The sequence below is a fragment of the Streptomyces glaucescens genome, from assembly GCF_002154375.1.
In the GTDB taxonomy this organism is placed as follows: Bacteria; Actinomycetota; Actinomycetes; order Streptomycetales; family Streptomycetaceae; genus Streptomyces; species Streptomyces glaucescens.
Genome location: NZ_MUND01000140.1, coordinates 255 through 15,633, shown reverse-complemented (window position 1 = coordinate 15,633; position 15,379 = coordinate 255). Strand labels below are relative to the sequence as shown.

Here is a 15,379-nt window from a genome sequence, read left to right as displayed (position 1 = left end):
GCCCTGGGTCTGGTCCTCGCAGCCCCCCTGGCCGCGCTCACCGACCTGCCCTCCTTCGACACCTCCGCGATGGACGGCTGGGCCGTCGCAGGCCCCGGACCCTGGGCGCTGCGAGCCGAGGGCGTGCTCGCCGGGCACGGAGCGCCCCCACGGCTCGCCGACGGCGAGGCGGTGCGCATCGCGACCGGCGCCAGGATCCCCCCGGACACCACGGCGGTGCTGCGCAGCGAGCACGGCCGCACGGACGACAGCGGCCGCCTCCACCCCACCAGGGACGTGGGCCACGGCCAGGACATCCGTCCGCGAGCCCAGGAGTGCCGCACCGGCGACCAGCTCCTGCCGGCGGGCACGCTCGTCACCCCCGCCGTGCTCGGCCTTGCCGCGGCGGCCGGGTACGACACCCTCGCGGTGGTCCCCCGCCCGCGCGTCGAGGTGCTCGTCCTGGGTGACGAACTCCTCACCGGGGGCCTCCCGCACGACGGTCTGATCCGGGATGCCCTCGGCCCGATGCTGCCGCCCTGGCTCCGGGCGCTGGGCGCGGAGGTCACGTCGGTCCGGCGGCTCGGTGACGACGCCGAGGCACTGCACCGGGCCGTCACCGGCAGCGAGGCCGACCTCGTCGTCACCACCGGAGGCACCGCGGCAGGGCCCGTCGACCACGTCCACCCCACGCTGCGCCGTATCGGCGCGGAGTTGCTCGTCGACGGCGTCAAGGTGCGCCCGGGCCACCCGATGCTGCTGGCCCGCATCCGGGAGGACCAGCACCTCGTGGGCCTTCCAGGCAACCCGCTCGCCGCCGTCTCCGGGCTGCTCACCCTCGCCGAGCCGCTGCTGCGCGCCCTCGCCGGGCACCCGGCCCCGGAGCGGTACGCCCTGCCGCTGAAGGACGGTGCGCACGGGCACCCGCACGACACCCGTCTCGTCCCGGTCACCCTGCGCGGTGACCGTGCCGTGCCGCTCCACTACAACGGTCCGGCCATGCTGCGGGGCGTCGCGGCGGCCGATGCCCTGGCCGTCGTCCCGCCGGGCGGAGCCCAGCCGGGGCAGGAGGCGGAGATCCTGGACCTGCCGTGGGCGACGGCGGGCATCGGCGCGTGTTCCACGTGAAACACGCGCCCGCCCCCAGGGCGCACCGCCCAGCCACCCCCAGGGCGCACCGCGTGCTCGCGACCAGGGCGCACCGCTCAGCCCGCGACCAGGGCGCACCGCCCGGCCGGTCTACTCCGCCACCTCCGTCACCGGCCGGCTCACCGTGATCACCCGGTCCCCGGCCCGCAGCTCGGTGCGCCAGCTGACCGCGTAGTCCAGCCGCTTGCGGTCGCGGATGACGGCCAGCACCAGGTCGCCGCATTCGCGGGGGGTGCGGCCGACCTCCTCGGAGGCGACGGACCGCTCGATGAGGTCCAGGCCGCTGCCGAGGGTCATCAGATCCTCCAGGGTCCGGGCCGCGGGCGGGCTGGCCATGAAGGTGCCGAGCAGCCGGCCGGCCGAGCTGGAGCTGGTGACCACGGTGTCCGCGCCGCTCTGCTTCAGCAGCGGTACGTTCTCGTCCTCCCGGACGGCCACCACGATCGTGGCGCGCCGGTTCAGCTGGCGGGCGGTCAGGGTGATCAGCGTGGCCGTCTCGTCCCGTTGCGGGGCGACGATCACCTGGGAGGCGCGGTGCAGCTCCGCCTTGAGCAGGGTCTCGGAGAGCGTGGCGTCCCCGGTGATCGCCACCAGGCCGTCGTCACCGGCCGCGATGACGGCCTTGTGCTGGGCGTCCACGACCACGATCCGGTCCTTGTCGATGCCCTGCCCGACCAGGGTCCGCACGGCGTGCTGGCCCTTGGTGCCGTAGCCGATCAGCACGATGTGGTTGCGGGTACGGGAGCGCCAGCGGTGGATGCGGACCTGCTGGCGGGTGCGTTCGGTGAGGACTTCCAGGGTGGTGCCGACCAGGATGATCAGGAACAGTACGCGCAGCGGGGTGATGACGAAGATGTTGGTGAGCCGGGCGGCGTCGCTGACCGGCGTGATGTCGCCGTAGCCGGTGGTGGAGAGGGTGACGGTGGCGTAGTACGCCGCGTCGACGAGGTCGACGGAGCCGTCGGAGTTGTCGTTGTACCCCTCGCGGTCGAAGTAGACGATGACCACGGTGACGATCAGCACCGCCATCGCTATGACCAGGCGTTTGATGACCTGCTGAAGCGGCGGCGCGACGGTCTGCGTCGGCATCGTGATGGAGCGCCCGGCCTCCGCGTCGTCCCGTGCCTCCTTACGTGAGCGGTACCAGAGGGACCGCAGGAGAGACATTCCCCTCTGCTGGAGATGCGGCCGTTGGTCGCCCTTCATGATGTGCCCCCTGTGACGCTGAACCGGACAGTCGGCACCATGGTTCCTGACGCGCACCCGTACGTCACAACGCACACGCCTGGAGGCATGTCTTGCGGGACCACACCGTAGTCGTCGGCTTCGGCACGAAGGGCCGGTCGGCGATCCGCGCCGTCTGCGCCACCGGGCTGAGCAAGGAGCGGGTCGTCGTGGTCGACCCCAGCAGCAAGGCGATCGACGCGGCGACGGCCGAGGGCTATGCGGCCGTGCTCGGCGACGCGACCCGCAGCGAGGTGCTCAGGCGCGCCGAGGTCCAGCGGGCGGGCCAGATCATCATCGCCACCCAGCGCGACGACACGGCCGTGCTGGTGGCGCTGACGGCCCGGCAGCTGAACGCGACGGCGAAGATCGTGGCCGCGGTGCGCGAGGAGGAGAACGGGCCGTTGCTGAAGCAGTCCGGCGCGGACGAGGTGATCACCAGCGCGGGGGCGGCCGGGCGGCTGCTGGGCCTGTCCGTGCTGAGCCCGGCGGCGGGTCTGGTGATGGAGGACCTGATCCGGCAGGGCAGCGGCCTCGACATCGTGGAGCGGCCGGTCACCCGGGCCGAGGTCGGCCTGAGCCCGCGGGAGACGCCCGACCTGGTGGTGAGCGTCCTCCGCGGGCACCGGCTGCTCGGTTACGACGATCCGGCCGTGGGACGGCTGGAGCTGACGGACCGGGTGATCACCATCGTCCCGGCGGCCGAACCGGCGGTGGAGCGGAACGGCCTTCCCCCCACCATGGGGCACTGAGCGCCCCCGCGCCCCGCGCCCCGGGGGCCGAGCGGACCGCGGGCCGGCTCGGCTACTTGCGGTTGTACAGCCGCATCGTGATCGGCCCGAACACCAGCAGGAACAGAGCCGCCCACCCCAGCGTCCAGGCGATCTCGTCGGCCGGCCAGTCGCCCGCCATCAGGCCCCGTACCGCGGAGGCCAGATGGGTGACCGGGCTGTTGTTGACGAACGCCTGGAGCCAGCCCGGCATGGTCCGCGGGTCGACGAAGACGTTGGACAGGAAGGTCAGCGGGAAGATCACCATCATGCTGACGCCCATCACCGACTTCTCGGTGCGCAGCATCAGCCCGAACATGGTCCAGATCCACGAGAACGCGAACGAGAAGACGATCAGCAGCGCGATCCCGGCGATGACCCCGACGGGCCCGCCGTCCGGGCGGTAGCCGAGGACGATGCCGACGGTGAGCATCACCACGGAGGCGATGGCGTAGCGCAGGGCGTCACCGAGGAGGTAGCCGACCATCGTCGACGGCCGCCAGATGGGCAGCGACCGGAACCGGTCGAAGACGCCCTTCTCGATGTCCGTGTTGACCGAGACCCCGGTGTACATGGTGATCATCACGACCGACATCACCAGGATCCCCGGCAGCAGGAACTGGATGTACTCCTTCGGCGACCCGGCCAGCGCACCCCCGAACAGGTACGTGTACATCAGCACCATCATGATCGGGAACGCGGTGACGTCGAACAGCTGCTCCGGCACGTGCTTGATCTTCAGCACGGCCCGCCAGCCGAAGGTCAGCGAGGCCGACCACGCGCTGGGCCGCGGCGGCCGTTCCTTCGCCACCAGCAGCGCGGCCAGCGATTCCGCGCTGACGGGGGCGAGCTCCCTTGTCTCCGTGGTCGTCGCGGTGCTCATGCCGCCACCTCGTCCTTCGAAGCCGTCGTGGCCGTCGCGGCCTGCGAGGCCTGGGTGTCGTGTCCGGTCAGGGCGAGGAACACCTCGTCCAGGCTGGGCTGGCCCAGCGAGAAGTTGTCGACGGTGATCCCGGAGCGGGCCAGCTCGCCGAGCGCCCGCGCGGCCTGCCCGGCTGCGGTGTCGTCGCTCGCCGACGTACCGAGCCGGGCGGTCAACGCCACCGGATCGGGCTCCAGCTGCACCCGTGCGCCGAGCGTTTGGCGCAGCACCTCCGCCGCTTCCGGCCGCTGCTCGGCGTCGCGCAGCCGCAGATGGACGGATCCGGCGCCGACGGACGCCTTCAGCTCGCCCTTGGTGCCCTCGGCGATCACCTTGCCCCGGTCGATGACCGCGATCCGTGACGCCAGCTGGTCCGCCTCGTCCAGGTACTGGGTGGTGAGCAGCACCGTGGTGCCCTGGGCGACGACCGCGCGGACGATGTCCCACACCTGGTTGCGGCTGCGCGGGTCGAGGCCGGTGGTCGGCTCGTCGAGGAACAGCAGGTCGGGCGTGTTCAGGATGGACGCGGCGATGTCGATCCGACGCCGCATACCGCCGGAGTAGTTCTTGATCTGCCTGCCGGCGGCCTCGGTCAGCCCGAAGGCCTCCAGCAGCTGCGCGGCCCGCTCCCGGGCGGCCTTCTTGTCGTGCCCGAGCAGCCGGCCCAGCAGGACCAGGTTCTCCGTGCCGGTCAGATCCTCGTCCACCGACGCGTACTGCCCGGTCAGGCTCACCCGGCCGCGCACGTCGTCGGCCTCGCGGACCACGTCGTGCCCGAAGACGCGGGCTTCGCCGCCGTCCGGCCGCAGCAGGGTGGCGAGCATCTTGACGGTGGTCGTCTTCCCGGCGCCGTTCGGACCGAGGACGCCGTAGACGGTGCCGGTGGGGACGGCGAGGTCGACGCCGTCCACGGCCCGGGTCTCGCCGAACGTCTTCACCAGGCCCACGGTCTCGATGGCCAGGCCGGCGGTGTGCTGGCTCATGGGGTTGTCCTTCCGCGTACTCGGATTACGCAGGGGAAGACCTCCACGGTCGCGCAAACTCATCGCTCCCGCATACGGGTTCGCGCCGGCTTCCGCCCGAAGTCCCCTTCCCCTCCGACCCAGGACCGAGGAGTAGCGTCCCTTCCATGCATGCGATCACGATTCCCGAACCCGGCGGTCCCGAGGCGCTGACCTGGACCGAGGTCCCGGATCCGGAGCCCGGCGAGGGCGAGGTCCTGGTCGAGGTGGTGGCGAGCGCCGTCAACCGCGCCGACATCCTCCAGCGGCAGGGTCACTACGCGCCGCCGCCCGGCGCCTCCCCCTATCCCGGCCTGGAATGTTCCGGGCGGATCGCCGCCCTCGGCCCGGGTGCCGGCGGCTGGTCCGTCGGCGACGAGGTGTGCGCCCTGCTCGCGGGCGGCGGTTACGCCGAGAAGGTGGCCGTTCCGGCCGGACAGCTGCTGCCCGTGCCCAAGGGGGTGGGTCTGCACGAGGCCGCCGCGCTGCCCGAGGTGACCTGCACGGTCTGGTCCAACGTGTTCATGGTCGCCCATCTGCGGCCGGGCGAGACGCTGCTGGTGCACGGCGGGTCCAGCGGCATCGGCACCATGGCGATCCAGCTCGCCAAGGCGGTCGGCGCCAGGGTCGCGGTCACCGCGGGCACCCGCGAGAAGCTCGACAAGTGTGCCGAGCTGGGCGCGGACATCCTGATCAACTACCGGGAGCAGGACTTCGTCGCCGAGATCGAGAAGGCCACCGGCGGCGCGGGCGCCGACGTCATCCTCGACAACATGGGTGCCAAGTACCTCGACCGCAACGTCAAGGCGCTCGCCGTCAACGGCCGGCTGGCGATCATCGGCATGCAGGGCGGGGTCAAGGGCGAGCTGAACATCGGCGCCCTGCTCGCCAAGCGCGCCGCGATCACCGCGACCTCGCTGCGGGCCCGCCCGCTGGCCGAGAAGGCGGCCATCGTGGCGGCCGTACGGGAGCACGTCTGGCCGCTGTTCGACGGCGGTCACATCCGGCCGGTGGTGGACCGCGAGGTGCCGATGAGCGAGGCGGCGACGGGGCACCGGCTGGTGGAGGAGAGCGGCCACATCGGGAAGGTGCTGCTGGTCACCGAGTGACCCGGCCGGCGGGAGGGTCCCGGCCGATCAGATCTGCCCGCGCCGTACCCGCAGCCCGACGAAGGCGAGCCCGAACCCCAGCCCGATGAGCACCATCCCGGAGCCGAGCGGCAGGATCCGCAGCACGGGCTCGCCGGTCCGCTCCCGGTCCGCCACGGCGGCCTCCGGCGGCTCGGCCTCCGGCGGCGCGACGGGCGCCCGGGTCGGCGGCCGGGCCGTCGTGGGCTCCACCCGCGGCGCCTCCTTCCGCCCCGGCCGCTCCCGCCCCTCACCCGCCGGATTCCCGGCCCGGCTGCGCGCGGGCTCCGGCGCGGGCGCGGGAGGGTCGGCGAAGGGTGCACGAGCGTCGTACGCCGGTGCGGTGCCGTACGCCGGCACGGGCCCGGACGACAGGACGCTCCGGTACGGCGGGACGCCCGCGTACGGCGATGCGGATATGGACGTCGACAGGGGGACGGACGTCGAAACGGGTGCGTACGTCGATACGGACAGGGACGACGGAACGCCGGCGTACGACGAGCCGGACCCGTCCGCCCCGAAGGACACATCACCCCCCGGCAGGACCAGCGCACCGCCCAGTCCCACCGCGCACAGTGCCCGCAGCCATGGATTCACGTCAGTCAGCGTCACATCTCCGGCAGACCCCGGCATTCCGGATGCCGCCAGGCGGCTGGTGGTGCCGGGGCGATCCAGCGGACATCCCGGGTGGGAGAGAATGGCCGACATGGAGATGCCGAGGAACGAAAGGTCGCCTGAGAACCCCCAGCGGATCCTGGTCGTGGGCCAGGACGGCATGGCGCTCGGCGGCGGCGGTGGAGACGACGACTCCCATGAGACCCCGGTGACGGACCAGGTCGAGCAGCCGGCGAAGGTCATGCGCATCGGCAGCATGATCAAGCAGCTGCTGGAGGAGGTGCGGGCGGCGCCTCTGGACGAGGCCAGCCGGGTGCGGCTCAAGGAGATCCACGCCAGCTCGGTGAAGGAGCTGGAGGACGGCCTGGCGCCGGAGCTCGTCGAGGAGCTGGAGCGGCTCTCCCTGCCGTTCACGGACGAGACGACGCCGTCCGACGCGGAGCTGCGCATCGCGCAGGCCCAGTTGGTGGGCTGGCTGGAAGGCCTCTTCCACGGGATCCAGACGACCCTGTTCGCCCAGCAGATGGCCGCGCGGGCCCAGCTGGAGCAGATGCGCCGCGCGCTGCCGCCGGGCGTGGTGCACGAGGGCCCCGACGACCCCCGCGCGGGCGGCCGTCAGGGCGGGCCGTACCTGTAGGCCGTACTCGCGGAGTCGTACCGCAGAGCCGTACCACGCAGAAAGGCCCGGCGTCCGCCGGGCCTTTCGTCATTCGTGCGGTCAGGACGGCGGGTTGCCCGTGGAGACGTTCAGCTGGATGACGATCTTCTCGGTGGGGTCGACGTCCGTGCCCGCGGCCGGGAACTGGCTCATCACGGTGCCGTCGCCGTAGGTGTTCTCGTCCTGGTACTTGATGTCCTTCTGCCAGCCCGCGGCCTGGAGGCACTCCTGGACCGACTTGATGTTCTTGAACTGGAAGTCCGGGATCTTGATCTTGTCCGGGTCGTTGTACGACTCCACGGGCTCGCTGCACTCGGTCGAGTCGATCGTCCGGGAGGTGTCCGGCCCCCGGTACCCCGGCTTCTTGGCGTCCGTGGCCGTGGCCGTCGGCGTCGTGCCGCCGCCCTTGCCCTGGTCGTCCTTCTCGCCGCCGCCCAGCGTCAGCGCGGCGACCAGACCGCCGGCCGCCAGCACCGCGACGGCGGCCGAGCCCAGGATGACCGCCTTGTTGCTCCTGCCGCCGCCGGAGCCCGAGGAGGGCGCGGGGGCCTGCGGGGAGATGGTGTACGGGGGCGGCGTGGACGGCGTCTGCTGGGCCGCGTACGGGGACGGCGTCGGGTAGCCGCCCTGCTGCGGATAGCCGTACGACGGCTGGGGCGCCGGCGTGGGCGTGCCGTACGGGTTCGGGGCCGGCGCCGGCTGGTACGGCGTCTGGACGCCGCTCACGGACGCCGGGGTGCTCTGGTCGACCGGCGGGAAGACGGCGGAGCCGACGCCCGCGCCGCTCTGCGCCGGGGTGCCCGCCACGATGCTCGGCGGGGCGGGCTGGAAGGAGGCGGCGACCCGCAGGCACTCGTCGCGCATGGCGACGGCCGTCGGGAAGCGCTCGTTCGGGTTCTTCTTCAGGGCGCGGGCGACGAGCGCGTCCACGGCCGGCGGCAGCGCGCGGTTGATCGCCGAGGGGGCGACCGGCTCCTCCTGCACGTGCGCGTAGGCGATCGCCAGCGGCGAGTCCGCGTCGAACGGCAGCCGCCCGGTGACGAGCTGGAACAGCATGATGCCGACCGAGTACAGGTCGGAGCGGGCGTCCACGCCGCGCCCGAGGGCCTGCTCGGGGGAGAGGTACTGCGGAGTGCCGACGACCATGCCGGTCTGGGTCATCGAGGTCACGCCGGACTGCATGGCACGCGCGATGCCGAAGTCCATCACCTTGACGACGTTCCGCTTCGTCACCATCACGTTGCCCGGCTTGATGTCCCGGTGGACCAGCCCCATCTCGTGGCTGATCTCCAGGGCCGCCAGCACGTCCGCGGTGACCTTGAGGGCCTTGTCGGCGGGCATCGCGCCGAACTGGCGGATGTCCTCCTCCAGCACCGAGCCCAGCGGGCGGCCCTCGACGTACTCCATGACGATGTACGGCGTGGTCATGCCGTCCACGTCGTCCTCGCCGGTGTCGAAGACGGAGACGATGTTGGTGTGCGTGAGCTTCGCCACGGCCTGCGCCTCACGGCGGAACCGCTCGCGGAAGGCCTGCTCGCGGCCCAGCTCGGTGTGCAGCGTCTTGATGGCGACCTGCCGGTCGAGCACGCTGTCGTACGCGAGGTGGACCGAGGCCATGCCGCCCTGACCGAGCAGATCACGCAGCTGATAGCGACCGCCGGCGAGGGAACGCCCCGCGTACCGGCCCTGTGCGCCGTCCTGGCTCATGATCCGTATCCCCCGCTGTAGGCCTTCAGGCGCCGTTGATCGAAAGTGCTATTCCCGGCCAAGTCTGCCCCAGGGCACTGACACGTCAAGCTCGGTGCCCGTTCCGTGACCGTACGCGAAAGAAGCGTCGCGGAAGCGTTACAGCGGCCGTACGGCCGGTACACAGGATTTGCGCGAGCGCGCGGGGGCACGGTTTGATGACCGGTCCGTCTCGTGCCGGTCGCGGCGCCCGTCTCGGACCGGAGGCTTGCGCGGAGGCTGTAGCGTGGCCGACGGAGACCGTAACAACACCGCGCGCACCGCGGGCAGAAACGACGGCGAGGACTGATGGCACAGCAGCAGCGCGCTCAGGGCCCGTCCGACCCCGAGGCGACTGGCGGCGGGATGTCAGATGCGCCGGAATTGTGGGGTAACGGCGGGCTGGTCGGGGACGGCCGGTATCGGCTGACCCACCGGCTCGGCCGGGGCGGCATGGCCGAGGTGTTCGCGGCGGAGGACGTACGGCTCGGACGCACCGTGGCGGTCAAGCTGCTGCGCGCCGACCTCGCCGAGGACCCGGTCTCCAAGGCCCGCTTCACGCGCGAGGCCCAGTCCGTGGCCGGCCTCAACCACCACGCGATCGTCGCCGTGTACGACTCCGGCGAGGACGCCGTGGGCGGCCAGTCCGTGCCGTACATCGTGATGGAGCTGGTCGAGGGCCGCACCATCCGCGATCTGCTGCACAACGCCGAGGCGCCCGGCCCCGAGCAGGCGCTGATCATCGTCTCCGGCGTCCTGGAGGCGCTGGCCTACTCGCACCAGCACGGCATCGTGCACCGCGACATCAAGCCCGCCAACGTCATCATCACGCACAACGGCGCCGTGAAGGTGATGGACTTCGGCATCGCCCGCGCCCTGCACGGCGCGTCCACGACGATGACGCAGACCGGCATGGTCATGGGCACGCCGCAGTACCTCTCCCCTGAGCAGGCGCTCGGCAAGGCCGTCGACCACCGCTCCGACCTGTACGCGACCGGCTGCCTGCTCTACGAACTGCTCGCACTGCGCCCGCCGTTCGTCGGCGAGACCCCGCTGTCGGTCGTGTACCAGCACGTCCAGGACATCCCGACGCCGCCGTCCGAGGTCTCCGACGGCGCCCCGCCGGAGCTGGACGGCCTGGTCATGCGCTCGCTCGCCAAGGAGCCCGACGACCGCTTCCAGACCGCCGAGGAGATGCGCGGCCTGGTGCAGTACGCCCTGCAGATGCTGTACGAGCAGGGCAGCCACACGGGCACCTGGAACACCGGCCCGGTGGAGCACGACGGCCGGCACACCCCCGCGGCGGGCATGGCCGGTACGGCCGTGCTGCCGCACCCCGCGGACGCCTCCGGCACCTCCCAGATCCCGCAGCAGGTCATGCCGAACTACGGCGGCGGCCGGGACGACGGCGGTTTCGAGGGCCACGGCAACCGGGGCAGCGGCCGCGGCAAGCTGTGGATCCTCGCCGTCCTCGCGGTGATCGCCATCGCGGCGGGCGTCGCGCTCGCCCTCAACGGCGAGAAGACGAAGGACCCGGGCACCGACACCACCCCGACCCCGACGGTCACCAAGAGCACCGGCCGCGAGACGGCCGAGGAGACGCCGAGCGACGACGCGACGCAGGAGACCCCGGACAACTCCACGGGCGACGGCTCGGGCAGCGGAGGCGGCTGGGGCGGCTGGGACCCGACGCCGACCCCGTCCTGGAGCCCGTCGCCGTCCTGGTCCGAGGACCCGTCGGACCCGCCGACCGACACCCCGCCGACCGGCACCGGCGGCACCGACACGGGTGGCACCGACACGGGTGGCACCGAGGACGGCGGCACGGAGAACGGCGGCACGGAGAACGGCGGCACGGAGAACGGCGGTGCCGAGAACGGTGGCACCGAGAACGGTGGCACCGAGAACGGCGGTGCCGACGCGGGTGTCATCAGCGGCGCCGACGGGGGCGGCGGCGTCTGAGCCCGCGGCACGCCCGCCGGACGCACCGGCCACGGCGCGGGCGGCACCCCGCGTGGGGCGTTCAGTCCGCGAACGCCCCGCACACCGCGTCGTACTCCCGGGTCCACCACACGGCCAGCGCCGAGGCGGCCGGGAACTGGGGGTCCGCGCGGGTGTCGCCGCGCTCGTAGTGCCAGCGCAGCATCCAGAAGTCGTTGAGGCGCTCCCACCACACCCGGTGCACGGCCGCCGCCAGCTCGGACGGCGCGGCCTGGGCGGCCCGCCGGTACGCGCGCGCGTACGCCCGCACCTTGGGCAGGTCCAGGGTGCCCGCGGGCTGGACGAAGAAGATCGCGGCGGCGCGCACCGCCTCCTCCGCGCGGGGCTGGACGCCGAGCCGGTCCCAGTCGACGATCGCGGCCGGGGTGTCGCCCCGGTAGAGCACGTTGAACGGGTGGAAGTCCCCGTGCACCCAGCCCACCGAGCCGCCCCGCGGGGGCCGGCGGTCCGCGTGCCGTTCCAGCAGCGCGCGCCGCTCCAGGAGCCGGTGCCGGGCGAGTTCGTCGAAGGAGTCGGCGGGCCGGTGCCGGCGCACGCGTGCGAGGAGGCCGTCGATGAGGCCGAAGGTGTCGGCCGGGTCGGCGCTCTCCACGGGGTGGGGGTGCTTGGCCGGGACCGTCCGCCCCTTGGGGGGCATCACCCGCTCCAGGCTCGCGTGCACGGCGCCCAGCAGCGCCCCGAGCCGCCCGCACTGACCGGGGGTGAGCTGGCCGCCGTGGCGGTGCCGGCCGTCGACCCAGGGATGCAGGGCGTACGCGTGCCCGCCGACCACCGCGACGGTGCGCCCGTCGCGTCCGGCCAGCGGCGGGGCGACGGGCACGCCCAGGGCGGCCAGGCGCTGGGTGGCGCGGTGCCGGCGCTCGATGGCCGCGGGGTCGGCGGTGTCGGGGTCGAAGTGGTGCTTGAGGAAGTACCGGCCGCGGGTCGTGCACAGCCGGTAGCCGCGGTTCAGCAGCCCCTGGTCGACCGGGACGCAGGCGAGGGCCGAGCCCGCGCCGTACTGACGGAGGAGGGCGTTCAGCGGGGGCGTGAGGGACACGAGGGGTGGTACACAGGGGCGCGGCACGCGCCAGATGCTAGGGCACCGGAAGGGGCCCGTGAGCTGGGCGTTGTCACAGGAAGTCGTCGGTGATCACTTCCGGTCGCACCGCGCCCATTTCCTCAAAAGCCCGCCGGTTTGAACCGCACGGTCAGTTTTTCTCCGCCCCCATTCGTGTCACCTGTGCGGCGGCCTGGACGCGCCGCCGCATGCCGAGTTTCGCGAGCGGACCGGAGACGCAATTCCTGATCGTCTTCTCCGCGAGACGCAGCCGCTCGCCGATCCGCCGGTCGGTGCACCGCGCGGCACACCTCCACCCGCTGCCGTCCGGCTCCCTGTACGCCGGGCACCGCCACATCGGGGCGGATGGCCGGAATCCGCACCAGCGCGTCGGCGGCCGTCTCCGCCTCGCCGACCACCTCGACGTCGTCCGCACCGGACAGCGGTTCGTGCACGCCGCGACGGACGATCTTTTGATCATCGAGGAGAAATACTCTGATTTTTCCCTCTTCGCGCACGCGATCAGTCTCACACGGAACTCTTCCCGTGACCTGGGTGGCCGGGATAACGTGCCGGTGTTCCGGCCCCCTGCAACGCTGTGACCAGGGTTCCTTCCCGGCTTTTCGATTTACTTGGATTTCCAAGCAAAATCGCAGGTCAGGAGGGGTTTCACAGAAATGTGGAGCACTGGGTAACGTAATCGTTGCAGGGCGCTCGCCGGGGCACCTGTCACGCCTGTTCCCGGCCGAGTGGCACCCACCCCGTGCCCGGTGGTCGAGAACGGTGAGCCGCTCCCCCAAGCTCTATCCGAGCAGGGGGGACCCCAGGCCTACCGGCGAACCCGGGGGCCGGACCGACGGAGGAGCACACGTGACCGTGGAGAGCACTGCCGCGCGCACACCGCGACGCAGCGCCAGTACGAAGAGCACGGCCGGCAAGCGCACGACCGCCAAGAAGGGCGCCGGCGCCGCACAGGGCACCGAGCCCCAGCTCGTGCAGCTGCTGACGCCCGAAGGCAAGCGCGTCAAGAACGCCGAGTACGACAAGTACGTCGCCGCCATCACCCCCGAGGAGCTGCGCGGTCTGTACCGCGACATGGTGCTCACCCGCCGCTTCGACGCCGAGGCCACCGCCCTCCAGCGCCAGGGCGAGCTGGGCCTGTGGGCCTCGCTGCTCGGCCAGGAGGCCGCCCAGATCGGCTCCGGCCGGGCCCTGCGCGACGACGACTACGTCTTCCCGACCTACCGCGAGCACGGCGTCGCCTGGTGCCGCGGGGTCGACCCGACCAACCTGCTCGGCATGTTCCGCGGCGTGAACAACGGCGGCTGGGACCCGAACGGCAACAACTTCCACCTGTACACGATCGTCATCGGCTCCCAGACGCTGCACGCCACCGGCTACGCGATGGGCATCGCCAAGGACGGCGCGGACAGCGCGGTCATCGCCTACTTCGGCGACGGCGCCTCCAGCCAGGGCGACGTGGCCGAGTCCTTCACGTTCTCCGCGGTCTACAACGCCCCCGTCGTGTTCTTCTGCCAGAACAACCAGTGGGCGATCTCCGAGCCCACCGAGAAGCAGACCCGCGTCCCGCTCTACCAGCGCGCCCAGGGCTTCGGCTTCCCCGGCGTCCGGGTCGACGGCAACGACGTGCTGGCCTGCCTCGCCGTGACCAAGTGGGCCCTGGAGCGGGCGCGCGGCGGCGAGGGCCCCACCCTCGTCGAGGCGTACACCTACCGCATGGGCGCCCACACCACCTCCGACGACCCCTCCCGCTACCGGGGCGACGAGGAGCGCCTGGCCTGGGAGGCCAAGGACCCGATCCTGCGCCTTCGCCGCTACCTCGAGGCCTCGAACCACGCGGACGAGGCGTTCTTCGCGGAACTGGAGACCGAGAGCGAGACGTTGGGCAGGCGAGTGCGCGAGGCGGTCCGCGCCATGCCGGACCCGGACCACTTCGCCATTTTCGAGAACGTGTACGCGGACGGGCACGCGCTCGTCGACGAGGAGCGCGCGCAGTTCGCCGCCTACCAGGCGTCGTTCGCGGACGGACAGGGGGACTGACATGGCAGCGGAGAAGATGGCCCTGGCCAAGGCGATCAACGAGTCGCTGCGCCGTGCCCTGGAGTCCGACCCCAAGGTCCTCGTCATGGGCGAGGACGTCGGCAAGCTCGGCGGCGTGTTCCGGGTGACCGACGGCCTGCAGAAGGACTTCGGCGAGAGCCGCGTCATCGACACCCCCCTCGCCGAGTCCGGCATCGTCGGCACGGCGATCGGCCTCGCCCTGCGCGGGTACCGGCCGGTGGTGGAGATCCAGTTCGACGGCTTCGTCTTCCCGGCGTACGACCAGATCGTCACGCAGCTCGCGAAGATGCACGCCCGCTCCCTGGGCAAGGTCAAGATGCCCGTCGTCGTGCGCATCCCCTACGGCGGCGGCATCGGCGCGGTCGAGCACCACTCCGAGTCCCCCGAGGCCCTGTTCGCCCATGTGGCCGGCCTCAAGATCGTCAGCCCCTCCAACGCCTCCGACGCGTACTGGATGATGCAGCAGGCCATCCAGAGCGACGACCCGGTGATCTTCTTCGAGCCCAAGCGGCGCTACTGGGACAAGGGCGAGGTCAACCCCGAGGCCATCCCGGGCCCGCTGCACAAGGCGCGGGTGGTCCGGGAGGGCACCGACCTCACCCTGGCCGCCTACGGCCCGATGGTGAAGACCTGCCTGGAGGTCGCCTCGGCGGCCGCCGAGGAGGGCCGGAACCTGGAGGTCCTGGACCTGCGTTCGGTCTCCCCGATCGACTTCGACGCCATCCAGGCGTCGGTGGAGAAGACCCGCCGGCTCGTCGTGGTCCACGAGGCGCCGGTGTTCTTCGGCTCCGGCGCGGAGATCGCCGCGCGGATCACCGAGCGCTGCTTCTACCACCTGGAGGCCCCGGTGCTCCGGGTCGGCGGCTACCACGCCCCGTACCCGCCGGCCCGCCTGGAGGAGGAGTACCTGCCGGGCCTGGACCGGGTGCTCGACGCCGTCGACCGTGCCCTGGCGTACTGAGGAGAGGGTCGTGACGACGATGACGGAAGCGTCCGTACGCGAGTTCAAGATGCCGGACGTGGGTGAGGGCCTGACCGAGGCCGAGATCCTCAAGTGGTACGTCCAGCCCGGCGACACGGTCACCGA

Annotated in this window: 13 protein-coding genes and 2 pseudogenes; 8 read left to right on the top strand and 7 right to left on the bottom strand. The window is 72.1% G+C overall.

The features are described from left to right. Positions 1–1,107 (top strand): molybdopterin molybdotransferase MoeA (locus tag CCN42_RS10460; RefSeq protein WP_086734806.1); only part of this gene is annotated, 1,107 nt, incomplete at its 5' end. A gap of 111 nt (positions 1,108–1,218) precedes the next feature. Here CCN42_RS10460 and CCN42_RS10455 read toward each other — a convergent pair. Next, positions 1,219–2,295 carry a potassium channel family protein gene (locus tag CCN42_RS10455; protein WP_245877219.1) on the bottom strand — a complete coding sequence of 359 codons (1,077 nt, stop codon included), beginning with the start codon at positions 2,293–2,295 and terminating at the stop codon, positions 1,219–1,221. A 119-nt stretch (positions 2,296–2,414) separates the two neighbouring features. Between CCN42_RS10455 and CCN42_RS10450 the strand changes: the two are divergent. Continuing rightward, a pseudogene (locus CCN42_RS10450) lies at positions 2,415–3,104 on the top strand (potassium channel family protein); the annotation flags it as partial. Between the two features lie 52 nt (positions 3,105–3,156). On the opposite strand, the gene CCN42_RS10445 reads toward CCN42_RS10450, so the two are convergent. Beyond that, positions 3,157–4,005, bottom strand: a complete 849-nt coding sequence (locus CCN42_RS10445; RefSeq protein ID WP_086734804.1) for an ABC transporter permease — start codon at positions 4,003–4,005, stop codon at positions 3,157–3,159. Beyond that, a complete protein-coding gene (locus CCN42_RS10440; RefSeq protein ID WP_086734802.1) occupies positions 4,002–5,027 on the bottom strand; it encodes an ATP-binding cassette domain-containing protein in 1,026 nt (341 codons plus the stop codon). Before CCN42_RS10440 ends, CCN42_RS10445 begins: the two co-directional genes overlap by 4 nt. Before the next feature lie 146 nt (positions 5,028–5,173). On the opposite strand from CCN42_RS10440, the gene CCN42_RS10435 reads away from it, so the two are divergent. Continuing rightward, positions 5,174–6,154, top strand: coding sequence for an NAD(P)H-quinone oxidoreductase (locus tag CCN42_RS10435; RefSeq protein ID WP_086734800.1), 981 nt, complete (start codon positions 5,174–5,176; stop codon positions 6,152–6,154). Between the two features lie 27 nt (positions 6,155–6,181). Here the strand turns inward: CCN42_RS10435 and CCN42_RS42075 are convergent, their stop codons facing one another. Then, positions 6,182–6,769: a hypothetical protein gene (locus CCN42_RS42075; protein WP_143661890.1), complete on the bottom strand. Its 588-nt coding sequence runs from the start codon at positions 6,767–6,769 to the stop codon at positions 6,182–6,184. 109 nt (positions 6,770–6,878) lie between these two features. Here CCN42_RS42075 and CCN42_RS10425 point away from each other — a divergent pair, with 109 nt between their 5' ends. After that, a complete protein-coding gene (locus CCN42_RS10425) occupies positions 6,879–7,424 on the top strand; it encodes a bacterial proteasome activator family protein (protein ID WP_086734809.1) in 546 nt (181 codons plus the stop codon). Between the two features lie 81 nt (positions 7,425–7,505). Here CCN42_RS10425 and CCN42_RS10420 read toward each other — a convergent pair whose 3' ends face one another. Continuing rightward, positions 7,506–9,152 carry a Stk1 family PASTA domain-containing Ser/Thr kinase gene (locus CCN42_RS10420; RefSeq protein WP_086734797.1) on the bottom strand — a complete coding sequence of 549 codons (1,647 nt, stop codon included), beginning with the start codon at positions 9,150–9,152 and terminating at the stop codon, positions 7,506–7,508. A 327-nt stretch (positions 9,153–9,479) separates the two neighbouring features. Between CCN42_RS10420 and CCN42_RS10415 the strand changes: the two genes are divergently transcribed. Further along, positions 9,480–11,132, top strand: coding sequence for a protein kinase domain-containing protein (locus tag CCN42_RS10415; protein ID WP_169731434.1), 1,653 nt, complete (start codon positions 9,480–9,482; stop codon positions 11,130–11,132). A gap of 61 nt (positions 11,133–11,193) precedes the next feature. On the opposite strand, the gene CCN42_RS10410 is transcribed toward CCN42_RS10415, so the two are convergent. Both CCN42_RS10410 and CCN42_RS46115 read right to left on the bottom strand, forming a co-directional pair. Beyond that, positions 11,194–12,210, bottom strand: coding sequence for a phosphotransferase (locus CCN42_RS10410; protein ID WP_211294669.1), 1,017 nt, complete (start codon positions 12,208–12,210; stop codon positions 11,194–11,196). Between the two features lie 296 nt (positions 12,211–12,506). After that, positions 12,507–12,728: pseudogene (locus CCN42_RS46115) on the bottom strand (response regulator transcription factor); the annotation flags it as partial. 352 nt (positions 12,729–13,080) lie between these two features. Here CCN42_RS46115 and pdhA point away from each other — a divergent pair. From pdhA to CCN42_RS44300, 3 genes are all read left to right on the top strand, one after another. Further along, positions 13,081–14,271 carry a pyruvate dehydrogenase (acetyl-transferring) E1 component subunit alpha gene (gene pdhA, locus CCN42_RS10400; RefSeq protein WP_086734793.1) on the top strand — a complete coding sequence of 397 codons (1,191 nt, stop codon included), beginning with the start codon at positions 13,081–13,083 and terminating at the stop codon, positions 14,269–14,271. 1 nt (position 14,272) lies between these two features. Beyond that, complete coding sequence (locus tag CCN42_RS10395; RefSeq protein WP_086168171.1) at positions 14,273–15,253, top strand: alpha-ketoacid dehydrogenase subunit beta; 981 nt, start codon at positions 14,273–14,275, stop codon at positions 15,251–15,253. Between the two features lie 10 nt (positions 15,254–15,263). Further along, a partial coding sequence (locus CCN42_RS44300; RefSeq protein ID WP_245877220.1) for a biotin/lipoyl-containing protein occupies positions 15,264–15,379 on the top strand: 116 nt, incomplete at its 3' end.

Coding starts and splice junctions, on each gene's coding strand:
- CCN42_RS10420 (WP_086734797.1), bottom strand. CDS start 9,152: ATGAGCCAGGACGGCGCACAGGGCCGGTACGCGGGGCGTTCCCTCGCC.
- CCN42_RS10425 (WP_086734809.1), top strand. CDS start 6,879: ATGGAGATGCCGAGGAACGAAAGGTCGCCTGAGAACCCCCAGCGGATC.
- CCN42_RS10455 (WP_245877219.1), bottom strand. CDS start 2,295: ATGTCTCTCCTGCGGTCCCTCTGGTACCGCTCACGTAAGGAGGCACGG.
- CCN42_RS10445 (WP_086734804.1), bottom strand. CDS start 4,005: ATGAGCACCGCGACGACCACGGAGACAAGGGAGCTCGCCCCCGTCAGC.
- CCN42_RS10415 (WP_169731434.1), top strand. CDS start 9,480: ATGGCACAGCAGCAGCGCGCTCAGGGCCCGTCCGACCCCGAGGCGACT.
- CCN42_RS10395 (WP_086168171.1), top strand. CDS start 14,273: ATGGCAGCGGAGAAGATGGCCCTGGCCAAGGCGATCAACGAGTCGCTG.
- CCN42_RS10435 (WP_086734800.1), top strand. CDS start 5,174: ATGCATGCGATCACGATTCCCGAACCCGGCGGTCCCGAGGCGCTGACC.
- CCN42_RS10440 (WP_086734802.1), bottom strand. CDS start 5,027: ATGAGCCAGCACACCGCCGGCCTGGCCATCGAGACCGTGGGCCTGGTG.